Origin of the sequence: Pseudomonas sp. Irchel s3f10, from assembly GCF_900187515.1 — a bacterium.
Taxonomy (GTDB): Bacteria; Pseudomonadota; Gammaproteobacteria; order Pseudomonadales; family Pseudomonadaceae; genus Aquipseudomonas; species Aquipseudomonas tensinigenes.
In genome coordinates this window covers 24,515-51,117 of sequence record NZ_FYDZ01000005.1, presented here as the reverse complement: position 1 = coordinate 51,117, position 26,603 = coordinate 24,515, and the positions used below count along the sequence as shown (strand labels likewise).

The following is a 26,603-nucleotide window of genomic DNA, read 5'->3' as shown; positions in this document are numbered from 1 at the left end:
GGAGCGCGGCCCATGCGATTTCATGTGAAAGCGGTCGGCAAGGCTGGGGTGGTGTCCTTGAGCGTGGAAGCGCCGGGCGACAGCGAGGCGCGGCGCATTGCCGAGGATCAAGGTTTACGTGTGCTCAGCTCGCACGCCGACAAGCATTGGCGCTCGCTACGACTGCGCCAGCGTGAGACGTTCAATCTGGTGTTGTTCAGCCAGGAACTGACCACGCTGCTCAACGCCGGCCTACCGTTGATCGATGCGCTGGAAAGCCTCGCCGAAAAAGAAACCGCCCCCGCTGCCCGGAAAACCTTGAGTGAGCTGGTGCGCCTGCTGTACGAGGGCAAATCGTTTTCGCAGGCGCTGGGCCAGTTGTCGGCGGTGTTCCCGCCGTTGTACGTGGCGCTGGTGCAGTCCAGCGAGAAGACCGGTGCGGTCGGCGATGCGCTGGGCCGTTACGTCAGTTATCGCCAGCGCATGGACGAGGTGCGGCAGAAGATCATCAGCGCCTCGATCTACCCGATGCTGTTGCTGATAGTCGGCGGTGGCGTGGTGCTGTTCTTGATGGGTTATGTGGTGCCGCGTTTCAGTCTGGTGTTTGAAGGCTTGGGCGATAACCTGCCGTGGCTGTCGCAGGTGTTGATGAGCAGTGGCATGTTTTTGCATGCGCATCAGGCTGAATTCTTCGCTGGGTTGGCGGCGATTGTCATCGCCCTCGCCGTGCTGCAAAAGCAACCGGCGTTTCGCCGTGGTCTGGATCGACTGGTGGAGAAACTGCCGGCCGTGCATCAACGGATTTTCATGTATGAGCTGGCGCGGTTTTATCGCTCATTGGGAATCTTGCTGCAGGGCGGGATTCCGCTGGTGACCGCCATGGGCATGGTGCGCGGCTTGCTCACCGTGGCGTCGCGGGTGCGGCTCGATCAGGCCTGCGAGCGCGTGCGCGAGGGGCAATCATTGTCTACCGCGCTGGAACTCAATCACCTGGTGACGCCGGTGTCCCTGCGCCTGCTGCGCGCGGGCGAACAGTCCGGCAACCTCGGGCAGATGATGGAACGCAGCGCCGACTTCTACGACGAGGAAATCAGCCGTTGGCTGGAGTGGTTCGTGAAGTTGTTCGAACCGCTGCTGATGACGTTTATCGGCCTGCTGATCGGGGCCATCGTGATCCTGATGTACATCCCGATTTTCGAACTGGCTTCGAGTATTAACTGACTCCGGGAACGGGTCCGATCCCGGCAACAACGCACTTCTACGTTCCCAAACAAAACCACAAAGACGGAGAACGATATGCACATTAAAAAGCTCGTGCTCGCAATGGCCATCGGCGCAGTTCTGTCAGCGTCTACGGTGCTGATTCCGGATAGCCTTTCCGGCATTTCCAGTGTTCAGGCCAAGGAAGGTGGCAGTGGTGGTGGAGGGAGTGGCGGCGGTGGACATGGCGGAGGGGGCGGCGGTAACGGTGGAGGAAATGGCGGCGGGCATGGTGGTAGTGGTGGAGGCGGCGGAAGTGGCGGTGGCGGTGGCGGTGGCGGTGGCGGCAATGGTGGTGGACACGGCGGCAGTGGCAATGGCGGAAGTGGCAATGGCGGAAGTGGCCACGGTGACGGCGGCAGTGGTCACAGCGGCGGCGGGCAGGGCTCCGGACACGCCGGCAACTCCGCTTCCTCAGGACGCAGCGGCACCCACGCCGAACCAGGCGATGATCACGGCGTGCACCGGGCAGGCGAACCGGGGGATGATCGTGGCGTACATGTCGGCGGCGAGCCGGGCGATGACAAGCGCGCCAACTGATCATTAACCCCACCGCAACCTCTGTAGGAGTGAGCCTGCTCGCGATGGCGTTCTGTCTGTCACAACGTCAGTGTCTGAATGACCGCTATCGCGAGCAGGCTCACTCCTACAAGGATTTGTGGTGTACGCAGATTCCGCAGACAACCATAAATCCAATGTGGGAGCGAGCTTGCTCGCGAATGCGGTGAGTCAGTCGATGATGCTTCAACTGACAGTCCGCTTTCGCGAGCAAGCTCGCTCCCACAAGGATTTTATGGTGTTTGAAAACCATTGCGCAGCTCAGAGGGCGACGTGGCTCTCGTTCAGGCGTTCGCGCAAAAATTCGACCAGCGCCTGCACCGGCCTTGAAGCCTGACGATGCTGCGGATACACCGCCGATAACGTCAGCGGTTCCGGACGCAAATCATCCAGCACTGGCACCAGCCGGCCATCCTTTAACGCCGCGCCAACGATGAACGTCGGCAGATAGGTAATCCCCATCCCCTGCACCGCCGCATCCCTGAGCAACTCGCCGTTGTTCACGCGCATGCGCCCGGTGACATTGACCAACACAGGCTTGCCCTGCCCCGCGTTGAAGCGCCACTGCACCGAACGACTATGCCCGTACGGCAAACAGTCATGGCTATGCAGGTCTTCCGGCTCGAGGGGCGTGCCACGTTCGGCCAGATACGCCGGGCTGGCGCAGTACACCCGTTCGATCGACGCGATGCGTCGGGCAATCAGTGTCGAGTCTTCCAGCACGCCAATGCGCAGCGCCAGATCGTAGCCCTCACCGAGCAAATCCACCGGGCGATCACTCAAGTCCACTTCCACCGTGACCTCCCGATAGCGCTGCAAGAACAGTGGCAACAGACAGCCCAGATGCGCCACCGCAAACGACAGCGGCGCACTCAAGCGAATCGTCCCGCGTGGCTCGGCGGTTTGCCCGGCGATGCCCTGCTCCACCTGTTCGACTTCGCCGAGCAGGCGCAATGCCGATTCGTAGTAACTCTGCCCCAGCGGCGTCACGTCCAGACGCCGGGTGGAGCGATTCAACAACCGCACGCCGAGGCGCTCTTCCAGTTGCATCAAGCGCCGACTGACGAACTGCTTGGACAGACCCAACTGATCGGCCGCTGAGGTGAAGCTGCCGGAGTCCATGACCTGGCAAAAAATACGCATGTCTTCGAACGGGTTCATTGTCACTCTCTGGTGGACAGTTAAACGCTTTATAGCCGCTTTTTCACTTTCAAGCAGCTCATTAATCTGTGCTCACGGTTTGAAAACAACCCTGAACAGGTAGGAGCTGCCGAAGTCTGCGATCTTTTGATCTTGATCTGCGGTGATGCTGGAAAAAGGCAAAAACAGCAAAAGATCGCAGCCTTCGGCAGCTCCTACACGAACGCATAAACACTCAAAAATGGAATTGAACATGAACATCAAGAAAACCCTCACCGCTTCCCTCCTCGCCCTGTCCATCGGCAATGCCTTCGCCGCTGAAAGCAGCGGCGTCGAGCACAACACCCAAGCCTTCCTCAATGCCCTCGCCGCCGGTGGTGGCAAACCCCTTGAGCAACTGAGCCCGAAAGACGCCCGTGCAGTACTGACCGGCGCACAGTCTTCGGTGAAAGTGGACTTGTCCGGTGTTGAAGTCAGCGACAAGGCGATCAAGGTCGATGGCCAGACGATCAACCTGAAAGTGGTGCGTCCGGCCAAGGTCAAAGGCGAGTTGCCGGTGTTCATGTTCTTCCACGGTGGCGGCTGGGTGCTCGGTGATTTCCCGACGCACCAACGCCTGATTCGCGACTTGGTGGTGGGCTCTGGCGCCGTCGCGGTGTACGTCGATTACACGCCTTCGCCGGAAGCGCAGTACCCGACCGCAATCAACCAGGCCTACGCCGCGACCAAATGGGTAGCCGAGCACGGCAAGGACATCGGTGTCGACGGCAAGCGTCTGGCAGTAGCGGGTAACAGCGTCGGCGGCAACATGGCGGCGGTCGTCGCGTTGATGGCCAAGGAACAGAAAGCCCCGGCGCTGCGCTTCCAGTTGCTGATGTGGCCGGTGACCAACGCGCAGTTCGACGACGGTTCGTATCAGCAATTTGCCGAGGGCCACTTCCTCACCAAAGGCATGATGCAGTGGTTCTGGGACAACTACACCACCAACCCGGCCGAACGTGCGCAGATCCACGCCTCGCCGCTGAATGCCAGCGCAGAACAGCTCAAAGGCCTGCCCGCCGCACTGGTGCAGACCGCCGAATTCGACGTGCTGCGTGACGAAGGCGAAGGTTATGCGCGGCACCTGGATGCGGCCGGTGTAGCGGTGACCTCGGTGCGTTACAACGGGATGATTCATGACTTCGGTTTGCTCAATCCGCTGAGTCAGATTCCGGAAGTGAAAGCGGCAGTGCGTCAGGCAGCGGCTGAACTGAAAACCCATCTGAATCCATAACGGCAAAAGATCGCAGCCTTCGGCAGCTCCTACATTGGAATACGTTCTCCTGTAGGAGCTGCCGCAGGCTGCGATCTTTTCACTTGCAGACACCACGGAGCCAAGGTCATGACATTTTTCTACACCCACCTGCTGTCCTGGAGCGCCGCCCTTCTGCTGCTCGACGCCGTGCTCTGGCACTTCTCGCCCTTCACCCATCGCGCTCCGAGAGTCGCTGTGCGGCTGGTGCTGTTTCTGGCGTTCACGGCGCTGGTGATCAACGCCGGCGTCAGTCCGTTGCAAGCACCACAATTTACCGATGACCGCGTGGCGCAATTGGGTGCGACGGCGTTGGGGATTCTCTGGTGGCTGTACGCGGCGCGGGTGCTGACCGAAGTCATCGGCCTGGCGCTGATGCGTCGCATCGGCCACAGCGGTCGTTTGCTGCAAGACGTGATCGGCGCCTTGGTGTTTCTGGTCGCAACGGTCGCCGCGGCCGGTTACGTGCTGGAGCTGCCAGTAAAAGGCCTGCTGGCAACCTCGGGTGTGGTGGCAATCGTTGTCGGTCTGGCGCTGCAAAGCACCTTGGCCGATGTGTTTTCCGGGATCGTGCTCAACACCACCAAACCGTATCAGGTGGATGATTTCGTGGTGATCGACGGCGTCGAAGGCAAGGTATTCGACATCGACTGGCGCGCCACGCACCTGCTGACCAGCGCCGGAACCATGGCCGTGGTGCCGAACTCGGTGGCGGCCAAGGCGAAGATCGTCAACCTCAGCCGTCCGAACAACATGCACGGCGTGTCGATCAGCATTCAGGTGCCGAATCACATCCGTCCGCGCCGGGTACTGGATGCACTTGATCGCACCTTGCAGGGCAGTAGCTCGCTGCTGCTGACACCAGCGCCGAAAGCCGTGTTGAAAGAGGCCGGTGAAACCATGTCGGAATACGTCGCCAGCGGGTTCATCGCCGAGCTCGGCAAGAAAAGCGAAGTACGCAATCAACTGTTCGACCTCGCCCACAGGCATCTCGAAGCAGCGGGTATTTCGCGGCATCCGGATGGTGTGATCGAACCCTCGACCCGCGCCCGCGCGTTGCTCGATGAGGTGAAAATCTTCCGCTCGCTGAGCAGTGAGGAACGTGATCGTCTGGCGGAATCGATGGTTGCGCAGCAATACACCGCAGGCCAGGTGGTGCTGGATCTGGACGAGGTGCCGGACAGTCTGTTCGTGATTGCCACTGGGGTGGTCAGCGCGACCGTGGTGGACGGCGACAGCAAGGTCGAGGCCGGGCGAATGGGGCCGAGTGAGGTCATGGGTGAACAGAGCATTCTGGCGGATACACCGTCGCAGGCGACGTTCACGGCGTTGACGTCGAGCATCATTTATCGTCTCGACAAGAGCCTGACTCGTCAGTGCATGGAACAGCGCACGGAGGTGGGTCGGGCGTTGAATAAATTGCAGGCGGTGCGTCAGCAGAACAGTCGCCTCGCGTTGATGGGCAAACCGGTGGCGGTGAGGAAAGGTGGGTTTCTGGGGTGGTTGCAGAAGCGTTGAAGCGAAGATTTTAAGATCAAAAGCCTACCCCCTCACCCCAGCCCTCTCCCCCAAGGGGGCGAGGGGGAAAGGGAGCAGACCGCATGCAATTCAGAACCCGAGTTCGGCTCGGTATTGCACGTCGGCGTACCTCGAAAGAGCCCCTCGGTCAGTCCCCTCTCCCTCCGGGAGAGGGCTAGGGTGAGGGGCTTTTCAGGATCAGCCGATTACTTGGCAGTGAACTTGGTATAGCTATTGATCAGGTTGCGATAGTTAGGCAACCGCTCCGACAGCAAATGCGCCAACCCTTCCATATCATTGCGCCAGTCACCCTGCAGTTCGCACGCCACCGAGAACCAGTTCAGCAGGTGTGCACCCGCCGCCGACATCCGCGCCCACGCCGCTTGCTGCACGGTAGTGTTAAAGGTGCCCGACGAGTCAGTCACCACAAACACTTCATAACCTTCAGCAATAGCCGACAAGGTCGGGAACGCCACGCAAACGTCAGTCACCACACCGGCAATGATCAGTTGCTTGCGACCCGTCGCCTTGATCGCTTTGACGAAATCTTCGTTGTCCCAGGCATTGATCTGGCCCGGGCGCTGAATGAACGGCGCATCCGGAAACTGCTCGCGCAATTCAGGCACGATCGGGCCGTTGGGACCTGCGTCAAAACTGGTGGTCAGAATGGTCGGCAGCTTGAAGAACTTGGCGATGTCGCCCAGCGCCAGCACGTTGTTTTTGAATTCGTTCGGAGTGAAATCCTGGACCAGCGAGATCAGACCGGTCTGGTGATCGACCAGCAATACAACCGCATCATCTTTGTTCAGACGTGTGTAAGGAACGCTCATGGGAAAACTCCTGATGGACGGATGGATGAAGCGTGAAACGCCGACCGGATGGCCGGCGCTTTAGGGGAAATCAGAAGGCGAAGCAGGAACAGCCAAACGCGCCCCAGAAACCAGCGAAGTCGCTGACCGGCGCGTTCGACATTCGCGCCTTTTCATGGCTGTGCGTATGCACCGCGCACGGCCCGCTGCATTGGTGAACTTGCGCCTGCAACGGCGAATTCGGCCGCCAGTGGCCCGGCACCTTCACCACTGGCGACCAGTCCGGCAGCACCGGAATCGAGCGCGGGCCGAGGTCTTCGAAGTCGCCAGCGGCATAAACAATCTTGCCGCCGACCACGGTCAGCACCGACTCAATCCACTTGATCGCTTCTTCCTCGACATGGAAGAAGTCCGCGCTCAGCGCCGCCAGATCCGCCAGTTGCCCGACCTTGATCTGGCCTTTCTTGCCCTGCTCCGAGGAGAACCAGGCGCTGCCGTGGGTGAACAGTTCCAGTGCGGTGGTGCGCGGCAGACCTTCTTCGTACAAGGCCAGACCGCCGACGGTGCGACCGCTGACCATCCAGTACAGCGAGGTCCACGGGTTGTAACTGGAAACGCGCGTGGCATCGGTGCCGGCGCCGACCGGTACACCTTCGGCGAGCATGCGTTTGATCGGTGGCGTCGCCTCGGCGGCTTGTTTGCCGTAACGATCAACGAAGTACTCACCCTGAAACGCCATGCGATCCTGAATCGCAATGCCGCCGCCCAGCGCTTTTACCCGCTCGATGTTTTGCGGGGTGATGGTTTCAGCGTGGTCGAAAAACCAAGGCAAACCGTTGAACGGAATGTCGCGATTGACCTTCTCGAACACGTCGAGCATGCGGCTGATCGATTCGTTGTACGTGGCGTGCAAGCGGAACGGCCAGCGCTGCTCGACCAAGTGGCGCACCACCGGCTCCAGCTCTTCTTCCATGGTTTGCGGCAGATCCGGGCGCGGTTCGAGGAAGTCTTCAAAGTCCGCCGCCGAGAACACCAGCATCTCACCGGCGCCGTTGTGGCGCAGGAAGTCGTCGCCCTGATGCAACTTGACGCTGCCGGTCCAGTTCTGGAAATCGCTCAGCTCTTCTTTCGGCTTCTGGGTGAACAGGTTGTAGGCGATGCGCACGGTCAACTGGTCGTCTTTGGCCAGTTGCTCGATCACCTGATAATCGTCCGGGTAGTTCTGGAAACCACCGCCGGCATCGATCGCACTGGTCAGGCCGAGGCGATTGAGTTCGCGCATGAACTGACGGGTCGAGTTCACCTGATATTCCAGCGGCAGCTTCGGCCCCTTGGCTAGCGTCGAGTACAGGATCATCGCGTTCGGTCGCGCAACCAGCATGCCGGTCGGGTTGCCGTTGCTGTCACGGACGATCTCGCCACCCGGCGGGTTCGGCGTGTCACGGGTGTAGCCGGCGACGCGCAGCGCGGCGCGGTTGAGCAACGCGCGGTCATACAGGTGCAGAATAAACACCGGGGTATCCGGCGCGGCCTGGTTGATTTCTTCCAGGGTCGGCATGCGTTTTTCAGCGAACTGGAATTCGTTCCAGCCACCGACCACGCGCACCCATTGCGGGGTCGGCGTGCGGTCGGCCTGGTCCTTGAGCATGCGCAGGGCATCGGCCAGCGACGGTACGCCTTCCCAGCGCAGTTCGAGGTTGTAGTTCAAACCGCCACGGATCAAGTGCAAGTGCGAGTCGTTGAGACCCGGAATAACGCAGCGACCGTGCATATCGACCACTTGCGTGTTCGGCCCGCGCAGGGCCATGGCCTGGTTGTCGTTGCCGACGACGACAAAGCGGCCGTCGGTGATGGCCACAGCACTGGCCAGTGGTTTGGTGCGGTCGACGGTGTGAAATTGGCCATTGAACAGAATCAGATCGGCGCTCATCGCAGTTCCTCAAGCAAAGTGAAAAGGAGCAAACCCCGCGCGCTCAGCGTGGCGAGGTTTCTTGGGAATCGAGGTGTTCATGGGCCTGGCTGGCTTCGAGCCACGGCGTAAACAAACGGGTGACGGGCGGCATCACCACGTACACCACCGACAGAACGATGGTCAGGGTGATCAGGAACGTGGCGACTACGTAGTTGGAAAGAAGCGGATGCAGCGCCAGCAGCGGCCCCCAGATCAGCGGCACGAGCAAGGTGTGCGGCAGAATCACCAGCAGCGTGACCACAGCCTGCTTCCAGCGCGGCGGCGGCGAAGCGGCATCGGCCAGTGGGGTAAACCAGAATTCCTTGATCGGCGCGACTTCAGTCTGATCGCCGTCAGCCAGCATCGGCGCCGCTTCGGCGACCAGTGCCTGGCGCTGCGGCGACTCCAGCCAGCCTTGCATCGCTTCGGTGCTGCTGAAGCGCAGCACGCAGGTGTAGAAGTCGAGACGGCCGCGCTTGCCACGCACCACGTCCACACCCAGATGGCCTTCACGCTGGCTCGCCACACGGACGATATTGCGCAGCCAGGCCTCGTACGCCGACTCGAAACCGGCCTTGACCCGGTGTTTGATGATCAATGTGACCGTCTCATCGGCCCCCGGTGACTGTGGATTGAGGACTTCAGGCATAACGCAACACTCCGGGCAAACGAACAGAAATCGCCAGCCGTCCCGGCCCGGCGATCAACACAGTGGTAAACAGGATCAGCAGCAACCAGCCGAACTGCCCCTCGGCCACACTCCATTGCGGATGCACGACCAGCAACGCCACCAGCAGCACAAAGAGAATAGGCACGCAGGCCAATCGCGCCAGTAACCCGGCGACGATCAGTAGTGGGCAGAGGACTTCGGCGAAGATCGCCAGGATCAAGGTGAGGTGAGAACCGAGGTGGAACGGGTCTTCGATCAGCTGCAGTTGCGCGGTGAAGTCGAGCAGCTTGGGCAAGCCGTGGACCCACAGCAAAAACAACCCGCCGCTGACCCGCAGGAACAGCAAACCGATGTCGCGTGCCTGTTCATCCCGTTGAGAAACGTGCATGGACTCACCCGTGAATAATTATTGGGTGAATCATGCCGGGGATGGGTGGGAGGAAATTGGATGGGTGTGCTCAGTTCCACGGCGTGCCAGGATTCTTGGAACACTGCAGAACACTGTGGGAGCGAGCCTGCTCGCGAAGGCGTCGGGTCAGTTGATAAATAGTTTGAATGACACACCGCTTTCGCGAGCAGGCTCGCTCCCACAGGGGGTGTGCTTAGGCCGGTGGCTCGAGGTTATCCAGCACCCGATTCACTGCCAGCTCACCGAGCATGATCAACTGCGCAATCCCCAACAACGCCCGGCGCTGCGGCGCGGGCAACAGGTGAGCGACGTCCTGGGCGATGGTTTTGGCCGAGGCAAGTGTTTCGCTGGCGTCGGTCAGCAGTTCTTCATTTTTGGTGTCGGCAGTTACCGCATACATGCCGCGAGTTCTGCGTGGAGGTGGCGTGGAGCCGGGTGGCAGGAGGTAGTGGTCGAGGGCGCGGTCGGCGGCTTCGTGGAGCTTTCGGGAATCGATGGATTCGTAGGGGGATGTGGGGTCGATGTCTGGCGGGTTGGGCGTGACTTTGAACATGGTGAATCTCCTTTTTAGAGCCGGGATCACCACGTCCTGTCGCTAAACAGGATGGGTGGCGACCGTATGCAGGTTAGCGAACCGGTAAAAAGGCAACCCGGTAGACCCGAAGGTCTCCCGCATACAGCCGCCATAGCGAAGTGCAGACGATAGCCTGCAACGAAGCATGGAGCGCTGATGCACTTTTTTTGGTCCGAGTCGCTAAACCCGATCGCTGAACTATTCAGCGACCACCAAACGATAGAGACCCGACCACAAGCGCACAAGCCGGCGGATTCTGGCGTAGCTGTAGGCAAAGGCGCAAGGTTGCGTAGCCTGAAAGAGTGTCTGTGGGTGTTGCTTAAACGGCGATGTTTAACCCATCGACAGCTCGAGGTTCACACCCGATCCTTGTAGGAGTGAGCCTGCTCGCGATAGTGGTATTCCAGTGACATAGATTTTGGCTGACACGACGCCATCGCGAGCAGGCTCACTCCTACAGGGGATCGATGTGTTTGTGAGATTGGCGCAGGGATTTAAACCGCTGGAATATCCAGCGGCGCCGCCATGAACTGGCTGATCCGCGCGCGCAGCCATTTCTCCGCCGGGTCGTTGTCATGCACCCCGCTCCAGGCCATCGACAATTGCGCCGCATCGATCGGGAACGGTGGATCTTCGGCGCGCAACGCACAGCCCTCAACCAGCGCGCAGGCCGCGTAATCCGGCACGGTGGCGATCATCTCGGTGCCGGCGAGCAAGGCGCGCAAGCCGCTGAATTGCGGCACGCCCAACACCACGCGGCGCGAACGGCCGACCTTGGCCAGGTCGAGGTCGATATTGCCGCTCAGGTCGCCGGAGAACGACACCATCGCGTGCGGGCGTTCGCAGTATTCGTCGAGGGTCAGCGGCCCCGGACGGTCGTCGCCGCGCAGGACCTTGCAGGGAATGTCGCGCAGTTTTTTGCGCTTGGCGTTGGCCGGCAATTCAGTGGTGTAACTGACGCCGACGGAGATTTCCCCGGAGGCCAACAGTGCCGGCATCAACAAGTAATTGGCGCGGCGCACGACCACGACAATCCCCGGTGCTTCCTGCTGAAGCTGGCGTAAAAGCGGCGGGAACAGACCAAACTCGGCGTCATCCGACAAACCGATGCGAAAAACATCGCAACTGCTCGCCGGTTCGAACTCCTTTGCCCGACTGACCGCGCCAGAGATGACGTCCATCGCCGGTTGCAGCTCCTTGAGAATCGCCAGCGCCCGCGCGGTCGGCTCCATGCCGCGACCGTTGCGCAGCAGTAGCGGATCGTCGAACAGATCGCGCAAACGCCCCAACGCAGCGCTGACGGCCGGTTGCCCCATGAACAGTTTTTCGGCGACGCGGGTCAGGTTCTTTTCGAACATCAGCGCTTCGAAAATCACCAGCAGGTTCATGTCGACGCGACGCAGATCGTTACGGTTCATGGGCATGTTTTCCTTTTCGGTGTCAGCTGTTTTTGCGGGTGGGCGCTGCGCACTTTACTCGATTAACGGCACCTTGGCCGCGCGCTTGTACGGACCGTATTCCACGGGCACCCACTGAAAGTGTTTGCCTTGCGCGGTGATGTGACCGATGCCCGGGAACGGCAGGTGCGCCGCCGTCACCCACGTCTTGCTGGCCACCGCCGCACTGAAGACTGCCTGACGAGCGTTGATCGCTTGCGCACTGTTGACATCAAAGCCGATTGACACTTCCGGATGCTCAAACTGCACAGCCAGGTTATGCACCAGATCCCCCATGAAAACGATGCTCTGATTCTGCGAGGTGAAACGGTAGGTAGTGCTGCCCGGCGTATGTCCAGCTTCCAGTGTCGCTTCGACTATTCCCGGCAACGGCGACTGGCCAGCGGCGAACGTCTTGAAGCGCCCGGCGGCGACGTAGGCCGCCGTGGAGTCCTGGGCGATCTTGAAAAACTCTTTGGCGCCGGCCGGCGCTTTGGCCAGCGCGGTCGGGTCGAGCCAGTAATCCGCTTCAGCTTTGGCGGCGTACACCGTGGCATTCGTGAACAACGCTTGTTTCTGTGCATCGACCAGACCACAGACATGATCAAGGTGCAGGTGCGTCAGCAAGATCGTATCGACCTGCTCTGGCTGGTAGCCGGCCGCCCGCATATTCGCCAGGAGCTGCCCGGCGGTGGCGCCAATGCATTGTCCGGCGCCGCTGTCGACCAGAATCAGTTGCTTGCCGGTATTGACCAGAAACGCATTGAACGCCGTCTGGACACCCGGGGTTTCAATCGAACGGCGTGCCAGCAGCGCGCGGATCTGACTCTGACTCATGCCCTGCAACAGCTTCGGCGACAGGTCGTTATACCCATCGAACAATGCGGTGACCTCGTAATCTCCCAAGGCCAGGCGGAAATAGCCCGGCGCCTGAGTGCCCTGCTGTGGTGCCTGCGCCATGGCACCGGAAATCACCAGCGCGCACGTCAGCGCCGTCGCTGCTTTAAAGATGCCTTTCATTTGATTCCCCCTGGACCTGCCGATTGCGACGCCCCATCGGTTCGCCACGCTTGCAGTCATCGTGCCGCAAACCGCGGGGCGCAGACTTGCAGGGATGTGCTGAGTTCAGGTCAATGCGCTGGAATTAACAACGATTAACTCGTCAGCCTCCCGCCCTCGGCCAACAATGAAACCCTCTGCGCAGCGTTGTTTTTTTGACCTGAGGGGATGCGCCGACCGTGCATTCCCCATCGACACGGACTTTGGCCATGGCTCACTTACAGCACAGCGTCGCCCTCGCCCCTGCCAACGAACCACGCAAGACCGGGGTCGGCGGACTCAGTCCGCAACGTGAACGACAGGTCAAACAACTGATCCTCGAACGTCTGGGCGAAAGCCTCGAGGTCGCCGAACTGGCCCGCGCCTGTTCACTGTCACGCAGCCATTTTTCCCGCGCCTTCAAATGCAGCACCGGATTATCGCCGCAGGACTGGATTCGCACCCAGCGCCTGGCCCGAGCCAAGCTGTTGATCCGCCACACTGACTTGAGCCTGACGCAAATCAGCCTGGAGTGCGGGTTCTGCGATCAGGCGCATTTCTGCCATATGTTCACTCGTAGCGAAGGCATCAATCCGTTTGCCTGGCGCTGCCAGATCATGCGCGAACCCAAAGTCCACCGTTCACAACCCGCCGTGTTTTGATCGCGACACCCGTTGCACTGACGCTCAAACCTGAGGATTATGCCGGAACACCCCGGATTAGAAGGCCTGCGCTAACGCCTGGCACTACTCCGCTCTGTCCGCCGCAGCACCGCAGGAGTGAGCTGTTGAGTCTTTCCCCGAATCAGGCCCTCGGTTTTGGCCCCTATCGGATTCATCCCGGACAACGGCGGGTGCTCGAAGGCGAACAGCCGTTGCGACTCGGTCGACGGGCGATGGACATCCTCCTGATTCTGCTGGCCCACGCCGGCGAAGTAGTGAGCAAACAGCAATTGATGGCCGGGGTCTGGCCGGACAGTGTCGTCGAAGACATCAACTTGCGTGTACACATGGCGGCGTTACGCAAGGCTCTCGGTGATGGTCAGGCCGGGCAGCGTTACATCATCACCGTGGCGCAACGCGGTTACAGTTTTGTCGCACCGGTTTTACTGGAATCCATGGAGGAGCGTCCTGTGGGCGATGCTGGCGGTCGGCACAATTTGCCCTTGCGGCGCACGCGCATGATCGGCCGCCAGCCGCTGGTCGACAGCTTGATGACGCAGCTGCCGCGCCAACGCTGCATCACCCTGGTCGGCCCCGGCGGGATCGGTAAAACCACGGTGGCCTTGCGCGTGGCTGAACAGTTGATCGGCCATTACCGCGACGGTATTCGGCTGCTGGACCTGGCACCGCTCAAGGATCCTCGGCTGATTTGCTCGCACCTGGCCACCCTGCTCGATCTGGCGTTAATCGAAGGCGATCCACTGACGGCGCTGGTCAATGGTCTGCAACAGCGACAAATGTTGTTGCTGCTCGACAACTGCGAACACCTGATCGATGCCGTCGCGGCGCTCAGCGAAAGCATTCTGCGCGGGGCACCGCAGGTGCATATCCTCGCCACCAGCCGCGAGAGCCTGCGGGCCGAAGGCGAATTTGTGCAGCGTCTGGATTCCCTCGAATACCCGTCGATGCCAGCGATATTGAATCGCGAGCAAGCGCTGAGTTTCTCGGCGCTGCAGCTGTTCATCGAACGGGTCACGGCCGCGCAGGAAAGCTTTGAACTGAACGACGCGCAGTTGCCGCAAGTGATCGAGATCTGCCACCGCCTCGACGGCATTCCCCTGGCGCTGGAGCTGGCGGCTGCGCAGGTCGCCGAACTGGGCCTGGGAGGTTTGCTGAGCCAACTGCAGGGCCGTTTGCCACCGCTGGCAGCGGGTAATCAAAACAGTTTTGAGCGCCATCTCACCCTGCGCGCCACGCTGGACTGGAGTTTCAATCTGCTCGACCGTTGCGAGCAAACCTGTCTGCGCCGTCTGGGCGTGTTTCGCGGAGGATTTACCCTGGAGTCAGCGGCGGCGGTGATCGTTGGCCAACAAATCGACCCCAGCATGGTGTTTGTGTCGATCAGCCAACTGGTGGCCAAATCCCTGCTCAGCGTCGAGGTCGGTGATGAAGAGGTGTTCTATCGCCTGCTCGACACGACCCGCCGTTATGCCCTGGAAAAACTCGATCACGCTGCCGAGTGCGAAGAAACCCGCGAACGCCATGCCGAACGTTGCCTGGCGCTGATGCAGCAAGCGCAAAACGATTGGGACAACACGCCAACGGCGTTGTGGATCGAGCGCTACGCCCGAGGCTTGGAAGATTTGCGCGCGGCGCTGGACTGGAGCCTGAACGGTGTCGGCCCGGGCAGCTTGGGAATTCGCCTGGCAGCGGCGTCGGCGCCCTTGTGGCAAGAGTTGTCGCTGCTTAAGGAATACGGCAGCTATGTACGGCGGGCGCTGAGCCTGCTTGATGAACTGGGCGAACCCTGCCCGCGTCTGAAAATCTCCCTGAAACTGGCCCTCGGCAGTGCCTGCTATCACACCTGGGGCGGCACCCCGGAAACCATCGAAGCGTTCGCCGAGGCTCGCCAGTTGGCGCATCAACATGACGATGTCGCCGGGCAATTGCGCGCGGTGTCCGGACACATGGCGGTCAACCTCAGCTGCGGCCACTACCGCATGGCGCTGGCACAGAGTGAGCACTTCGACCGCCTCGGTCTGCACGGCGACCCGCTGTTGTCACTGAGTACCCACCGCTTGCGCGTATTGGCCCTGCACTATGCCGGCGACCAGCCGCAGGCACGCATTCATGCCGAACAGGTGCTGCAGCGCATGGCGCACAGCGGCCATGTCAACCGCTTCACTCACGGTTTTGGCGTGCAGTACGACCAGAGTGTCGCGTCGCTGACGGTGTTGGCGCGGGTGCTATGGCTGCAGGGATTGCCGGAGCAAGCGTGGCATACGGCGCGTCTGGCTTTGGATATTGCGGTGCAGATCGACCATGGCACCTCGATTTGCTACACCCTGGCGCTAGCCAGTTGCCTGATCGCCCATTACAACGGTGATCAGCAGAACGCCCGGGCATTGTTGCAACTGTTGCTGGAGCAATCGCAGAAACATTCGGTGCTGCTGTTCAATACGTGGGCGCGGCACTACGCGCAGGTGATTGACGCGCAAGCCAAGGCGCCGGTGCCGACGGACAGCAGCGGAGGACTGATTCGGGAAATCATGGTCACGCTGGATGGCCGCTTTGTGGATGACGCGCTGCTTGTGCGGGCGTTGAGTGGGGATGCGGGGTGGAGCACGGCGGAAATCTTGCGGGCTCGGGCTGATGCGTTATTGAATGACGATCTGGATTGTCTGGACGGGCCTCTTCGCGAGCAGGCTCGCTCCCACATGGGGTCTGAGTACACCCAAAATCTCTGTGGGAGCGAGCCTGCTCGCGAAGGGGCCATTCAGGAAGCCGAAGCACTCCTGCAACAATCCCTGGCCATCGCCCGCACCCAAGGCGCGCTCGCCTGGGAACTGCGCAGTGCCACGTCACTCGCGCAACTCTGGCAACGCCAATCGCGCTGCCGCGAGGCGCTGGATTTGCTCAACCCGATCTACCAACGCTTCACCGAGGGCTATGCGACCCCGGACTTGCGCAAGGTGCGCTTGCTGATCGACGAATTAAGCGAGCACGTGCACGCATGAGGCCTGGCGAATTCGGTTGATGTAACGCGCATGTCGGCGTTCAAGCTCAATCCCTTCCCCGCTGCGCTCAAGCTGTTCGCGGGCATAACAGCGGGTGGTATTGAGCATTCGGTACCGGCCTGCACTGCCACCCCGCTCCACCACCAGCAATGACTTGCGCGCCAGGCCGTCAATGAGCGCGGCAAGCGGCGATGACGCCAGTTGCGGACAACTGATCACCGCCAGCGCCGCCTCCAGGGTAAACGCCATTTTGAACACCGATAAACGCTGCAGCGCGCGTTGCTCTTGCTCGCTCAAGCGTTGATAGCTCCAGTCGAGGGCCGCCTGCATCGATTGGTGGCGTAGCACAGCGGTGCGCCGACCGTGGCTGAGCACTTGCAGACCATTGGCCATTTGCGCCTGCAAGCCCACCAACGCCAATGCATCGATCTGCGCCGCGGCCAGTTCGATCGCCAAGGGCAAACCGTCGAGCTGGCGACAGATCTCAAGCACGGCTTTGACATCCTGCTCGCGCAAGCGGAAATCATGCTGTCGAGCCCGGGCACGGCTGACGAACAACTGCACCGACGAATGCCCCATGGCTTCAGTGATGCAATCACCTGCCGAGCGTTTCGGGATCGCCAGCGGTGGTACGCACTGAACGGTTTCCAGACTGACCTGCAAGGCTTCGCGGCTGGTGGCGAGAATCGACAGCCGAGGCGCCGCGTCAAGCAACGTTTCTACCGCTGCTCTGCAGGCATCGCGCCGATGGTCAGCGTTATCCAGTATCAGCAATGCATGGCGAGTCGACAGTCCGGTCAAGTCGCTTTCCAAGGTGCGCAGCACATGATCGAGCAGCGGTGTAGCGTCATCGATCAAGCTCAGATCGATCTGCCATACGCCGTCTCTGTAGTACTGCAACAGCAGTTCCGCGACCCGCAGCGCCACGGTGGATTTACCCACACCAGCCGCGCCCGTGACGCTCATCAGTCGACACAACGGCATTTGTCGAACCAGCCCGCCGACCAGCGAGTCACGCCCGGCGACTGGGGTCAGTCGCGCAGACAAATTATGCCGGGGCGTTTGCAGGCCCTCGAAGAGTACTTGCGCGGCACTGTCACAACGGACCGGGGCAACAAAGCTGTAACCGCATTGCGGCACGTTAACGATGTAACGCTGACCGTTTTCGCCATCCCCCAAGGCCCGACGGAGCGCCGCGATGTGCACCCGCAGGTTGATCTCTTCGACCACCGACGTCGGCCACACCAGGGCGATTAGTTGCTCCTTTCGCACCACTCGACCTGCACGTTCGACCAGCACTTGCAGAATGTCCAGCGCACGACCGCCCATGCGCAACGGCCGATCTCCATCGAGTATCAGCCGTTGGCGCAAGTGGAAGGCGTAGGGGCCGAAATACAGCACCGATGCCATGTTCAAATCGTTGAGGCTATCCATGCCAACTATCTTGGCAGCCTCAGCTGACGCGACAACCGCTACACGGGGCGCCGCACGGACATCCGGGTGCGCCAGACGGACACAAGCGCTCTAACTGAACTGTTCGCGGTATTGCACGGGGGTCAGGCCGAGCTTTTCAGCGAACAGCGAACGCATGTGCCGCACACTGCCGAAACCACTTTTATAAGCCACGGTTTTAAGCGGCAGATCACTGGTTTCCAGCAGATTCCGCGCGCAATCAATGCGCGCATTCTGCAGAAATTCCATCGGTGTCATATTGATCTCACGGGTGAACACCCGCGCGAAATGCCGCGCGCTCATATTGGCAATAGCGGCCATGCGCTCGACTGTGAACGCTTCGTCGAGGTGTTCCAGCACGTAACTCTGTGCGCGAGTGATCGGCGTGTCCTGTGGTGCCACGGCAGCCATCAGTGGACTGAACTGCGCCTGCCCGCCCTGTCGTTTCATCACCACCAGCAGGACTTTGGCTACATCCTGGGCGAGTTTCTTGCCGTGATCACGGGCGACCACGGCCAGCGCCATATCGATGCCGGCAGTGACGCCACCCGAGGTAATCAGATTGCGATCTTCGACAAAGATCTGATCGGTCGCGACATGGGCTTTCGGGAACCCCTTGATCAGGCGTTCGGTGTAGTTCCAGTGCGTGGTTACACGGTAACCGTCAAGCAAACCGGCATGACCCAATACAAACGCGCCAGTGCAGATCGAACCGTAATAGTCGACGCGCTGAACAGCACCTTTGAGCCAGGCGAACAACGACGGAAATTGTTGGTTGTAGGCACCCGGGCCGCCCGGTACCAACAGCAGGTCATAATGTTCGGTGTTGTCGTCGATAGTTTGGTCGGCATGCACCAACACACCATTGGACGCCCGAAGTGGGCCACGCTCGATGCCAAGCGTGATCAATTGATAATGCGCATCGGCTTTCAGGTAGCGATTGGCAACCGAAAAAACCTCCAATGGCCCGGCCATGTCGAGCAGGAGAAAGTCGGGGAACAGCACCATTGCCACGGTTTTCATGGGCAGACATCACTTCAATCAAAGAAACATGAGACAGGCCAGACATTATGGCCAACTGTAGCCGTTTGAGCGCAAAAGTTTTGTGTGACGGCTATCGCAAAACTGTCAACCTGAAAGGGACAGTCTTTCAATTTTCATCTACTTATTGCGCAATCCAGTAAACAGTAACCTTCTCCTCACTCGGACGAATTCACGTCCTGCAAGGAGATTTCATCATGCTGACCCTTCGCAAAGCCTCCGATCGTGGCCTCGCCAATCATGGCTGGTTGAAGTCCTTTCACACCTTTTCCTTCGCCAGCTATCGCGACCCTCGCGAACAGGGTTTTTCCGACCTGCTGGTGATCAACGATGACCGTGTTGCCGCCGGTAAAGGTTTCGGCCAGCACCCGCACCGCGACATGGAGATTTTTTCCTACGTGCTGGAAGGCGCACTGGAACACAAGGACACGCTGGGCACCGGTTCAGTCATCCGCCCGGGTGATGTGCAATTGATGAGCGCCGGCAGCGGCGTGGCGCACAGCGAGTTCAACCACTCGGCGAGCAAACCGGTGCACTTCCTGCAGATCTGGATTGTGCCGGAGGTTGCCGGTGCCAAACCGCGCTATCAACAAGAGCATTTCAGCGCCGAGAAAAAACGCGGTCGCCTGCAGTTGATCATTTCGCCGGACGGCAAGCACGGTTCGCTCAAGGTGCGTCAGGATGCACGGGTCTTCGCCGGGCTGTTCGACGGCAAGGAAAGCGCCACGCTGGAACTGGCGGCCAACCGCTATGCCTATGTGCATGTGGCGCGCGGCAGTATTGAACTCAATGGCCAGGCATTGCGCGAAGGTGACGGCGTGCGGGTACGCGAGGAACAGTTGCTGACCTTGAGCAACGGTGTCGATGCCGAAGTGCTGGTGTTCGACCTGCGGCCGCAGGAATTGCCAGAGATGCCATGACGCGGTGTTTCAATGCTCACGAAAAACGGCCTTCTTTGAAGGCCGTTTTCTATTGTGCTGATTCGGGTGCTTGCGACGAAGCTGGCTTTGGTGCACTTATATCTTTGCCTATCTGGATCGCAGCGAGTGTCGTCTGCAAGGTGGTTAACACCGCTGCCTGATTGGCAAAGTGCGCCCCCACGACGACGGTGATCATTCCGAGGAAATGGACGGCTGTCGTCGCCCAGTAATGCGCCTTCACTGTCGAGGCATGTTTGATGGCTTCTTTTGAGTCCTCGGCGATTTGTTGTACGCCGTCCCACATCAAATCGTATCGTTTGTCCCTCTCCATTTGAGCCTTGTCTCGCTCAGCCTGAGTCAACAGGTAAGCATCGATTTTTGCCGACACACCCTCGAACCGAGCATCCATCCTCGTCTCAATGGTCTCGATCCTGGCATTGAACTCTTCACGGCTTATAGCGTTCATGGTTTGAGTATTCCGACCTTTACTCGATAGGTCACTGATTGGATTTTGACTGAATTCCGTGGTTCTCAATTCGGCACCTTCCTGGGTTTACCAATACCTTCCCTGGTATCAACATCAGTGCGAGCCCTGCGCCCCTCACCGACATGCCGAAACAATAGGCCCCATTCAACAGGCTCACAAGCCGGGAGATTCTGCCTCTGGTGTAGGCCGTTTCGTCAGAGGTTGTAGCCCTGCCAAAACAGCATCTACCTACTCATTCTCCGACGCGAACACGTCGACAATCTGCTCAATCACCGCCCTCACCCGCGCGGTATGGCGCAGGTCCGCATGGGTTACCAGCCATACCTCATACGGGAGCGGCGTAGTGCGCTCCGGCCAGAGCCTGATCAAGGCATCGCGCTCGCCCATGTAAACCGGGATTTCTCCTACACCCAAACCGGCAGCAATTGACCGGCGCACGAGCAAACTGGAACTGAGGCTGGCGACGATCCGGCCGCGGCTGAGCGGTTCCGATACCAGGGTCAGGTCCTTTTTGCCTTGCAGATACGGTTGATAAACCACCAGATCATGCCCTTCAAATGCCGTGCCCGGCTGCGGCACGCCATTGGCGTCTATATACGCTTGGGAAGCAAACAGCCCCACCGGCCATCGGGCAATGCGCCGGGCGATCAGGTCAGGGTTGTCCGGCCGGGTGTTGCGCACGGCGATATCCGCCTCACGCTTGGCCAGGCTGAGAATCTGTGTGGACGCGTCCAGTTGCACGCGCACGTCCGGGTGCTGCTCGTGCAAGCGGGCAATGGCCGGGATCAGAAAGTCGATCGCCAGCGAATCCGTAGTACTGACGCGTACCGTGCCGGTCAGGCGATCGTCCAGGCCTTGAATCTGCCGCTCCAGCTCCAGCGCCGAATGCTCCATTTTCTCAACGCTTTTAAGCGCTGCTTCGCCGACCGCCGTCAACGCGTACCCGTCAGAGGTACGCAGGAACAACGTCGCGCTCAGGGACTTTTCCAGTGCCGTGATGCGCCGCCCGACGGTCGCCTGATCCACCCCCAAAACCAGTGCTGCGCCGCGCAGCGTCGACTCGCGGCAAACGGCCAGAAATACCCGTGCATCATCCCAATTCATGCTGTCTCCCAGCGATGCAAATTCGCATCATCGTGCCGCCAATTCGCTGCATTAACGCAGCAACGATAGCCGATATGCTGAACGCCATAAACCTTCCTCGAGATCGCTTCCATGCGCACTTCAACCTCCACCGGTATCTGGCTGCCGATCTTCGCCGGCCTCTGCGCCAGCCTGGTCAGCATCGGACTGGCGCGTTTCGCTTACACGCCGTTGATTCCTTCGCTGATTGAAGCGCAGTGGTTCCGCGCCAATGATGTGGTCTACCTCGGTGCGGCCAATCTGGTCGGCTATCTGATCGGTGCGCTGCTCGGCCGGCCGGCGGCGCGCCAGCTCGGCAATAAAAATGCCTTGCGGTTGATGATGCTGGTGGTCACGGCGGCATTTTTTGCCTGCGCGTTTCCGTTATCGGTGAGCTGGTTCTTCGGCTGGCGGCTGCTGTCCGGGATCGCCGGCGGCGCGATCATGGTGCTGGTCGCCGCAACGGTACTGCCGCATATCCCGGCGGCGCGTAAAGGGCTGGCCAGTGGCGCGATCTTTCTCGGTATCGGTCTTGGCATTGCCGGTTCCGGGACACTGGTGCCGCCGCTGTTGAGCCTCGGCTTGCAAGCGACATGGCTGGGCCTGGGGGCTTTGGCCTTGTTGCTGACGGCGCTGAGCTGGTTTGCCTGGCCGTCTGATTTCCTGCACCCGGTCGTTGCACAAGAAACGGTGCCCGCAGAACCGACACCGCGCGGGGTGTACTTGCTGTTCGCCCAATACGCCTTTATGGCTGCCGGCCTGGTACCGGCGATGGTATTTCTGGTGGATTACGTGGCGCGTGGACTCGGTGCCGGAGCGCATGTCGGCGCGTTAGTGTGGGTGATGTATGGCTTGGGCGCGATTGTCGGTCCGGTGAGTTATGGCTTTCTCGCCGATCAGCTTGGCGCGCGATCCGGCATTCGTCTGGTGCTGGTGGTGCAAGCGATTGCCCTTGGGCTGCTGGCGCTGACTCAGTCTTTTCTGGCGTTGGCGTTGCTGGCGGTGATTCTCGGTTCATTTCCGCCGGGCATTGTGCCGCTGGCGCTGGCTCGGGTGCATGAATTGGTGCCGGAGCACCATCGCCAGCAAATCGCCTGGAGCCGTGCCACGGTGTCATTCGCCACGTTTCAGGCGCTGGCCGGGTTTGCCTATTCGGCGCTGTTCAATGCCAGCGGCGGTCATCACGCATTGTTGTTCATCATTGCCGCTGGCGCGATCGTCGTGGCGCTGCTGCTGGAGCAAGCCATGAAATGGCTGCCCGCCCCGGTTGAGCCGCGCTGCTGCGCAAATTGAAGGGAATCATTGCTTGCGCAGCACGCTCCCATTTACAGAACTTATGCCAACAGGAATCGATATGTCCCTGCCCAATGAAATGACCCGAATCGAAATCAGCGAACCCGGTGGGCCCGAGGTCTTGCAACCGAAACGTGTGCCACTTCCAACCGTCGCAGAAGGCGAAGTGTTGATCCGCGTACACGCCGCCGGAATCAACCGGCCGGACGCCCTGCAGCGTGCCGGCAAATACCCGATGAAACCCGGCATGAACCCGATTCCCGGGCTGGAGGTCGCCGGTGAAGTCGTGGCACTCGGGGCGGGTGTCAGTCAATTTGCCGTGGGCGACAAAGTCTGCGCGCTGACCAATGGCGGCGGTTATGCCGAGTACTGCGCAGTCCCGGCAGGCCAGACCCTGCCGATTCCACAAGGCCTGGACTGGGTGCACGCCGCTGCGATCCCGGAAACGTTCTTTACCGTATGGGCCAACCTGTTCGGCCTTGGCGGCGCCAGCCGTGGTCAACGCGCGCTGATTCACGGTGGCACCAGCGGCATCGGCACTACCGCACTGATGCTCTGCCGCGAATTCGCTATAGAAGCGTTCGCCACCGCCGGCAGCCCGGACAAATGCGCAGCGATCAGCAAGCTTGGCGGCATGCCGATCAACTATCGAGAGGAAGATTTTTCCCAAGTCATCGCCGATAAAACCGCAGGCCAGGGCGTCAATGTGATCCTCGACATCATGGGCGGCTCGTACCTCAACGATAACGTCAGCGCCCTCGCGATGGATGGCCGTCTGGTCATGCTCGGTTTCCTCGGCGGCGCCCGGGCCAACGACTTTGATCTGCTGGCAATGATGGCCAAACGCGCGGTGATCACCGGCTCCCTCTTGCGCGCCCGCAGCGCAGCAGAAAAAGCCGAGATCGCCGCTCAATTGCGCGAGCACGTGTGGCCGGCGCTGGCTGCCGGGCGCTGCCTGCCGATGATCGACAAGGTTTATTCGCTCAACGATGCGGCTCAGGCTCACGCGCACATGGAGGCTGGCGACCATATCGGCAAGATCGTTCTGCAGGTCGTGTGAGTCTTTGCAGCATTTGGTAATCGTTGCGCCGGGGCGGTGGTCGAAAAACTCACGCGCAGACCGAGGCATCTGGTAAAAAGCCTTCTTTGTCTGCGCTTTGGTGAAACGTTTAATGTTCCTGTCCTTCATGACGCGTCTGCGCCGCCGCCGTTTGGCGTTCGCCTTTATGGCCGCGCTGATTATCGGCGTGCCGACCAGTTGTGCCGTACTCGAACACACCGAACGTAAACTGCTGTTTCGCATCGAACCGGGCACCGCCGGCTGGTATCACGGCTTGCCCGGTAGCGTGCAGGAACTCGACCTGCAACCGAAGAGTTTCAAGGCCGGGCAGAACATTCATGCCTGGTGGTGGCCGGCGGAAAAGGCCAATGCGCCGGCCATTCTTTATTTGCACGGCGTACGCTGGAATCTCACCGGGCAACTGTTCCGCATCGAACAATTGCGCGCGGCGGGTTATTCAGTGTTGGCCATCGACTATCGCGGCTTCGGCAAGAGTCACGGTGATCTGCCGTCGGAAAGCAGTGTTTACGAGGACGCGCGGGTGGCGTGGGAGCGCTTTAAACTGCTGCAACCGGATCCGGCCAAACGTCTGATCTATGGGCACTCCCTCGGTGGCGCTGTGGCCATCGATCTGGCCGCAGAACTCGGGCAAACCGCCGCCCGCGATCATTCCGCGTTACCGGTGCGCGGACTGGTGATCGAGTCCACTTTCACCACGCTGGCCGATGTCGCCGCCTCCGTGGCCAATACTTCACTACCAGTGCGCTGGCTGCTGTCGCAGAAATTCGATTCGATCGACAAGATTGCCGACATTCACATGCCTCTGCTGGTGGTGCACGGTCTGGCCGACGCTTTCGTGCCGCCACGTTTCAGTGAGCAATTGTTCAACGCCGCGCAACAACCCAAGCGACTGTTGTTAGTGCCGGGCGCGACGCACAACAACAGCATGGCGCTCGGCGGGCAGAATTACCGCAAGGCGCTCGACAGCCTGATGCAAAGCAAGCCCGCACCTCGGGTGGCCGGGCCGGCAACCGTGCGCAGCGGGCGGGACACCTAGCGATAGCCGCGAGCCTGTAAATCGAACAATTGCGCGTAGTGCCCGGCCGCGGTGATCAGTTGATCGTGGCCGCCCTGTTCGAGAATCCGGCCTTGTTGCAGCACGATGATGTGGTCGGCATTGCGCACGCTGGAAAAACGGTGGGAAATAAGCAACGTCATGCGACCCTCGCTGTGCTGGCTGAAATGCTCGAACACCGCCGCTTCAGCTGCCGGGTCGAGCGCCGAAGTCGGCTCATCGAGGATCAGAATGTCGGCCTCACGGCGCATGTAAGCGCGGGACAAGGCAATTTTCTGCCACTGCCCGCCAGACAATTCCTGGCCCCCGGCAAACCAGCGTCCCAATTGCGTGGCATAGCCCTTGTCCAGTCCTTCGATAAAGGGTGCCGCCATCCCTTGGGCAGCCGCCTCTTTCCACCGTTGCGCGTCGTTGAACGCCAAGGTATCGCCGACGCCGATGTTTTCGCCGACGCTGAACTGGTAGCGAATGTAGTCCTGAAAAATCACGCCAATACGTCGACGTAACGCGGTCTCCTGCCAATCCTGCAAATCACTGCCATCGAGCAGGATGCGCCCTTGATCAGGACGATAGAGCCGGGTCAGTAACTTGATCAGCGTGGTCTTGCCCGAACCGTTCTCGCCGACCAGCGCCACGCTCTTGCCTGGCACCAGTTGCAGATCAATGTTTTCCAGTGCTGGCCGACTGGCACCGGGATAACGGAAGCCGACGTTTTCGAATCGCAAACCATCGCCCGGGCACACGCCAACGGTCAGGTGGCCGGTATCCAACTGTACCGGCTCGGCCAGGTATTCATAAAGACTGGTCAGATAGAGGCCGTCTTCGTACAGGCCGCTGATCGCACTCAGACTGCTGCTGACAGCGCTTTGGCCTTGCTTGAACAACACCAGATACATGGTCATCTGGCCGAGGCTGATCTGGCCATGCACCGCATCGATCACCACCCAGGCATAGGCCACGTAAAAAGCCGCAGTACCGAGCAGGCCGAGGCCGAAACCCCAGCCATCGCGCCGCAACGTCAGGCGCCGGTCTTCGGCATACAACCGGGCGAACGTGTCGCGGTAGCGTTGCAGCAGCAGTGGTGCAAAGCCAAACAGCTTGACCTCTTTGATATAGGTCTCGTGGGACAGCAAGGTTTCGATGTAATTCTGCTGCCGACTCTCCGGCGCGCGGCGGGTGAACAGCCGAAAGGCATCACCGGAAAAGTGCGCCTCGGCAAAGAACACCGGCAACGCACCGACCACCAGCAGCACCAGCGCCCAAGGGGAGAAATGCACCAGCAGCACACCAAAACTGATCAGCATGATCAGGTTCTGAATCAAGCCCAACGACTTCATGACCAGCGCCAGTGGCCGCGTCGAAGCCTCGCGACGCACGCGCACCAGTTTGTCGTAGAACTCGGAATTCTCGAACTGCACCAGTGACAGGGTCTGTGCTTTTTCCAGGATCAGCGTATTGACCTTCTGCCCCAGTTGCACCCGCAACAGCGACTGCTGCACCGAGAGTGCCCGTTGTGTGCCGGACAATAGCGCCAATACGCCGGCCTCCAACAACACATAACGCAACACGGGCCACAGCGGCGCACTGCCGTGTTGCGCGTGCAACTGCATCGCTGCGACCACGGCATCGACAATCCGCTGCCCCAACCACGCCGCCAGTGCCGGCAGCAAACCGGCCACCAGCGTTGCCAGCACCAGCCCCAGAAACAAGCCACGCGATGTCCCCCAAACCAAACGCAAGGCGCGCTGCGCCTGATCGAACAAGGACGTGAAGCGTGATAGATCAGGCATGGGGCGTTGGTCTCTGCAGGTGATGGCGGTGCGTTATGGTACTCCAGCGCT

General features: G+C 60.3%; 24 protein-coding genes. 10 read left to right on the top strand and 14 right to left on the bottom strand.

Going from position 1 to position 26,603, the window contains the following annotated elements; translation table 11 throughout:
- The first annotated feature begins 12 nt into the window (after positions 1-12).
- The gene (locus CKW17_RS13230; RefSeq protein ID WP_095120155.1) at positions 13-1,200 is read left to right on the top strand and encodes a type II secretion system F family protein; all 1,188 of its coding nucleotides are present in this window, start codon (positions 13-15) and stop codon (positions 1,198-1,200) included.
- A gap of 75 nt (positions 1,201-1,275) precedes the next feature.
- A complete protein-coding gene (locus CKW17_RS13225; protein ID WP_095120154.1) occupies positions 1,276-1,779 on the top strand; it encodes a hypothetical protein in 504 nt (167 codons plus the stop codon).
- Positions 1,780-2,058: 279 nt separating this feature from the next.
- On the opposite strand, the gene CKW17_RS13220 is transcribed toward CKW17_RS13225, so the two are convergent.
- Positions 2,059-2,958 carry a LysR family transcriptional regulator gene (locus tag CKW17_RS13220; protein WP_095120153.1) on the bottom strand — a complete coding sequence of 300 codons (900 nt, stop codon included), beginning with the start codon at positions 2,956-2,958 and terminating at the stop codon, positions 2,059-2,061.
- A gap of 72 nt (positions 2,959-3,030) precedes the next feature.
- The gene (locus CKW17_RS30370) at positions 3,031-3,192 is read right to left on the bottom strand and encodes a hypothetical protein (protein WP_176470070.1); all 162 of its coding nucleotides are present in this window, start codon (positions 3,190-3,192) and stop codon (positions 3,031-3,033) included.
- On the opposite strand from CKW17_RS30370, the gene CKW17_RS13215 reads away from it, so the two are divergent.
- Together CKW17_RS13215 and CKW17_RS13210 are read left to right on the top strand one after the other, a co-directional pair.
- Positions 3,191-4,210 (top strand): alpha/beta hydrolase, encoded by a 1,020-nt coding sequence (locus CKW17_RS13215; RefSeq protein WP_095120152.1) that lies wholly within the window; start codon positions 3,191-3,193, stop codon positions 4,208-4,210. The two genes, CKW17_RS30370 and CKW17_RS13215, sit on opposite strands and share 2 nt — an antisense overlap.
- A gap of 108 nt (positions 4,211-4,318) precedes the next feature.
- Entirely contained in the window at positions 4,319-5,746 is a 1,428-nt protein-coding gene (locus CKW17_RS13210; protein WP_095120151.1) for a mechanosensitive ion channel family protein, read from the top strand.
- Positions 5,747-5,952: 206 nt separating this feature from the next.
- On the opposite strand, the gene ycaC is transcribed toward CKW17_RS13210, so the two are convergent.
- The 7 genes from ycaC to CKW17_RS13170 all read right to left on the bottom strand — a co-directional run bounded on the left by ycaC (position 5,953) and on the right by CKW17_RS13170 (position 12,615).
- On the bottom strand, positions 5,953-6,576 hold the full coding sequence (ycaC, locus tag CKW17_RS13205) for an isochorismate family cysteine hydrolase YcaC (RefSeq protein WP_007913541.1): 624 nt from the start codon (positions 6,574-6,576) through the stop codon (positions 5,953-5,955).
- A gap of 70 nt (positions 6,577-6,646) precedes the next feature.
- Positions 6,647-8,485 carry an amidohydrolase gene (locus CKW17_RS13200; protein WP_095120150.1) on the bottom strand — a complete coding sequence of 613 codons (1,839 nt, stop codon included), beginning with the start codon at positions 8,483-8,485 and terminating at the stop codon, positions 6,647-6,649.
- A gap of 43 nt (positions 8,486-8,528) precedes the next feature.
- Positions 8,529-9,155, bottom strand: a complete 627-nt coding sequence (locus tag CKW17_RS13195; protein ID WP_095120149.1) for an antibiotic biosynthesis monooxygenase — start codon at positions 9,153-9,155, stop codon at positions 8,529-8,531.
- Positions 9,148-9,564, bottom strand: coding sequence for a DoxX family protein (locus tag CKW17_RS13190; RefSeq protein ID WP_095120148.1), 417 nt, complete (start codon positions 9,562-9,564; stop codon positions 9,148-9,150). Before CKW17_RS13190 ends, CKW17_RS13195 begins: the two co-directional genes overlap by 8 nt.
- Before the next feature lie 214 nt (positions 9,565-9,778).
- Positions 9,779-10,138, bottom strand: coding sequence for a DUF6124 family protein (locus CKW17_RS13180; RefSeq protein WP_095120147.1), 360 nt, complete (start codon positions 10,136-10,138; stop codon positions 9,779-9,781).
- A 515-nt stretch (positions 10,139-10,653) separates the two neighbouring features.
- On the bottom strand, positions 10,654-11,577 hold the full coding sequence (locus CKW17_RS13175; protein WP_095120146.1) for a LysR family transcriptional regulator: 924 nt from the start codon (positions 11,575-11,577) through the stop codon (positions 10,654-10,656).
- 54 nt (positions 11,578-11,631) lie between these two features.
- On the bottom strand, positions 11,632-12,615 hold the full coding sequence (locus tag CKW17_RS13170; RefSeq protein ID WP_095120145.1) for an MBL fold metallo-hydrolase: 984 nt from the start codon (positions 12,613-12,615) through the stop codon (positions 11,632-11,634).
- A 248-nt stretch (positions 12,616-12,863) separates the two neighbouring features.
- Here CKW17_RS13170 and CKW17_RS13165 point away from each other — a divergent pair, with 248 nt between their 5' ends.
- The gene (locus CKW17_RS13165; RefSeq protein WP_095120144.1) at positions 12,864-13,295 is read left to right on the top strand and encodes a helix-turn-helix domain-containing protein; all 432 of its coding nucleotides are present in this window, start codon (positions 12,864-12,866) and stop codon (positions 13,293-13,295) included.
- A gap of 125 nt (positions 13,296-13,420) precedes the next feature.
- Positions 13,421-16,312 (top strand): winged helix-turn-helix domain-containing protein, encoded by a 2,892-nt coding sequence (locus CKW17_RS13160; protein WP_095120143.1) that lies wholly within the window; start codon positions 13,421-13,423, stop codon positions 16,310-16,312.
- Here CKW17_RS13160 and CKW17_RS13155 read toward each other — a convergent pair.
- The gene (locus CKW17_RS13155) at positions 16,289-17,746 is read right to left on the bottom strand and encodes a winged helix-turn-helix domain-containing protein (protein ID WP_095120142.1); all 1,458 of its coding nucleotides are present in this window, start codon (positions 17,744-17,746) and stop codon (positions 16,289-16,291) included. The genes CKW17_RS13160 and CKW17_RS13155 overlap by 24 nt on opposite strands.
- 90 nt (positions 17,747-17,836) lie before the next feature.
- Positions 17,837-18,787, bottom strand: a complete 951-nt coding sequence (locus tag CKW17_RS13150; protein WP_095120141.1) for a GlxA family transcriptional regulator — start codon at positions 18,785-18,787, stop codon at positions 17,837-17,839.
- Between the two features lie 215 nt (positions 18,788-19,002).
- Here CKW17_RS13150 and CKW17_RS13145 point away from each other — a divergent pair, with 215 nt between their 5' ends.
- Positions 19,003-19,725, top strand: a complete 723-nt coding sequence (locus CKW17_RS13145; protein ID WP_095120140.1) for a pirin family protein — start codon at positions 19,003-19,005, stop codon at positions 19,723-19,725.
- A gap of 49 nt (positions 19,726-19,774) precedes the next feature.
- Here the strand turns inward: CKW17_RS13145 and CKW17_RS13140 are convergent, their stop codons facing one another.
- Together CKW17_RS13140 and CKW17_RS13135 are read right to left on the bottom strand one after the other, a co-directional pair.
- Positions 19,775-20,191: a hypothetical protein gene (locus CKW17_RS13140; protein ID WP_095120139.1), complete on the bottom strand. Its 417-nt coding sequence runs from the start codon at positions 20,189-20,191 to the stop codon at positions 19,775-19,777.
- 249 nt (positions 20,192-20,440) lie between these two features.
- Positions 20,441-21,316, bottom strand: a complete 876-nt coding sequence (locus CKW17_RS13135) for a LysR family transcriptional regulator (protein ID WP_095120138.1) — start codon at positions 21,314-21,316, stop codon at positions 20,441-20,443.
- A 111-nt stretch (positions 21,317-21,427) separates the two neighbouring features.
- On the opposite strand from CKW17_RS13135, the gene CKW17_RS13130 reads away from it, so the two are divergent.
- The 3 genes from CKW17_RS13130 to CKW17_RS13120 all read left to right on the top strand — a co-directional run bounded on the left by CKW17_RS13130 (position 21,428) and on the right by CKW17_RS13120 (position 24,744).
- Positions 21,428-22,627 (top strand): YbfB/YjiJ family MFS transporter, encoded by a 1,200-nt coding sequence (locus tag CKW17_RS13130; RefSeq protein WP_095120137.1) that lies wholly within the window; start codon positions 21,428-21,430, stop codon positions 22,625-22,627.
- A gap of 61 nt (positions 22,628-22,688) precedes the next feature.
- Entirely contained in the window at positions 22,689-23,687 is a 999-nt protein-coding gene (locus tag CKW17_RS13125) for an NAD(P)H-quinone oxidoreductase (RefSeq protein ID WP_095120136.1), read from the top strand.
- Between the two features lie 112 nt (positions 23,688-23,799).
- Complete coding sequence (locus CKW17_RS13120) at positions 23,800-24,744, top strand: alpha/beta hydrolase (protein ID WP_095120135.1); 945 nt, start codon at positions 23,800-23,802, stop codon at positions 24,742-24,744.
- Here the strand turns inward: CKW17_RS13120 and CKW17_RS13115 are convergent.
- A complete protein-coding gene (locus tag CKW17_RS13115) occupies positions 24,741-26,552 on the bottom strand; it encodes an ABC transporter ATP-binding protein (RefSeq protein WP_095120134.1) in 1,812 nt (603 codons plus the stop codon). The two genes, CKW17_RS13120 and CKW17_RS13115, sit on opposite strands and share 4 nt — an antisense overlap.
- Positions 26,553-26,603 lie beyond the last annotated feature (51 nt).

What these genes read in the sequence shown, in the direction of transcription:
- CKW17_RS13195 (WP_095120149.1), bottom strand. Translation starts at nt 9,155, where the DNA reads ATGCCTGAAGTCCTCAATCCACAGTCACCGGGGGCCGATGAGACGGTC.
- CKW17_RS13155 (WP_095120142.1), bottom strand. Translation starts at nt 17,746, where the DNA reads ATGGATAGCCTCAACGATTTGAACATGGCATCGGTGCTGTATTTCGGC.
- CKW17_RS13145 (WP_095120140.1), top strand. Translation starts at nt 19,003, where the DNA reads ATGCTGACCCTTCGCAAAGCCTCCGATCGTGGCCTCGCCAATCATGGC.
- ycaC (WP_007913541.1), bottom strand. Translation starts at nt 6,576, where the DNA reads ATGAGCGTTCCTTACACACGTCTGAACAAAGATGATGCGGTTGTATTG.
- CKW17_RS13170 (WP_095120145.1), bottom strand. Translation starts at nt 12,615, where the DNA reads ATGAAAGGCATCTTTAAAGCAGCGACGGCGCTGACGTGCGCGCTGGTG.
- CKW17_RS13230 (WP_095120155.1), top strand. Translation starts at nt 13, where the DNA reads ATGCGATTTCATGTGAAAGCGGTCGGCAAGGCTGGGGTGGTGTCCTTG.
- CKW17_RS13215 (WP_095120152.1), top strand. Translation starts at nt 3,191, where the DNA reads ATGAACATCAAGAAAACCCTCACCGCTTCCCTCCTCGCCCTGTCCATC.
- CKW17_RS30370 (WP_176470070.1), bottom strand. Translation starts at nt 3,192, where the DNA reads ATGTTCAATTCCATTTTTGAGTGTTTATGCGTTCGTGTAGGAGCTGCC.
- CKW17_RS13225 (WP_095120154.1), top strand. Translation starts at nt 1,276, where the DNA reads ATGCACATTAAAAAGCTCGTGCTCGCAATGGCCATCGGCGCAGTTCTG.
- CKW17_RS13200 (WP_095120150.1), bottom strand. Translation starts at nt 8,485, where the DNA reads ATGAGCGCCGATCTGATTCTGTTCAATGGCCAATTTCACACCGTCGAC.
- CKW17_RS13115 (WP_095120134.1), bottom strand. Translation starts at nt 26,552, where the DNA reads ATGCCTGATCTATCACGCTTCACGTCCTTGTTCGATCAGGCGCAGCGC.
- CKW17_RS13130 (WP_095120137.1), top strand. Translation starts at nt 21,428, where the DNA reads ATGCGCACTTCAACCTCCACCGGTATCTGGCTGCCGATCTTCGCCGGC.
- CKW17_RS13220 (WP_095120153.1), bottom strand. Translation starts at nt 2,958, where the DNA reads ATGAACCCGTTCGAAGACATGCGTATTTTTTGCCAGGTCATGGACTCC.
- CKW17_RS13175 (WP_095120146.1), bottom strand. Translation starts at nt 11,577, where the DNA reads ATGAACCGTAACGATCTGCGTCGCGTCGACATGAACCTGCTGGTGATT.
- CKW17_RS13180 (WP_095120147.1), bottom strand. Translation starts at nt 10,138, where the DNA reads ATGTTCAAAGTCACGCCCAACCCGCCAGACATCGACCCCACATCCCCC.
- CKW17_RS13190 (WP_095120148.1), bottom strand. Translation starts at nt 9,564, where the DNA reads ATGCACGTTTCTCAACGGGATGAACAGGCACGCGACATCGGTTTGCTG.
- CKW17_RS13150 (WP_095120141.1), bottom strand. Translation starts at nt 18,787, where the DNA reads ATGAAAACCGTGGCAATGGTGCTGTTCCCCGACTTTCTCCTGCTCGAC.
- CKW17_RS13135 (WP_095120138.1), bottom strand. Translation starts at nt 21,316, where the DNA reads ATGAATTGGGATGATGCACGGGTATTTCTGGCCGTTTGCCGCGAGTCG.
- CKW17_RS13140 (WP_095120139.1), bottom strand. Translation starts at nt 20,191, where the DNA reads ATGAACGCTATAAGCCGTGAAGAGTTCAATGCCAGGATCGAGACCATT.
- CKW17_RS13210 (WP_095120151.1), top strand. Translation starts at nt 4,319, where the DNA reads ATGACATTTTTCTACACCCACCTGCTGTCCTGGAGCGCCGCCCTTCTG.
- CKW17_RS13120 (WP_095120135.1), top strand. Translation starts at nt 23,800, where the DNA reads ATGTTCCTGTCCTTCATGACGCGTCTGCGCCGCCGCCGTTTGGCGTTC.
- CKW17_RS13165 (WP_095120144.1), top strand. Translation starts at nt 12,864, where the DNA reads ATGGCTCACTTACAGCACAGCGTCGCCCTCGCCCCTGCCAACGAACCA.
- CKW17_RS13125 (WP_095120136.1), top strand. Translation starts at nt 22,689, where the DNA reads ATGTCCCTGCCCAATGAAATGACCCGAATCGAAATCAGCGAACCCGGT.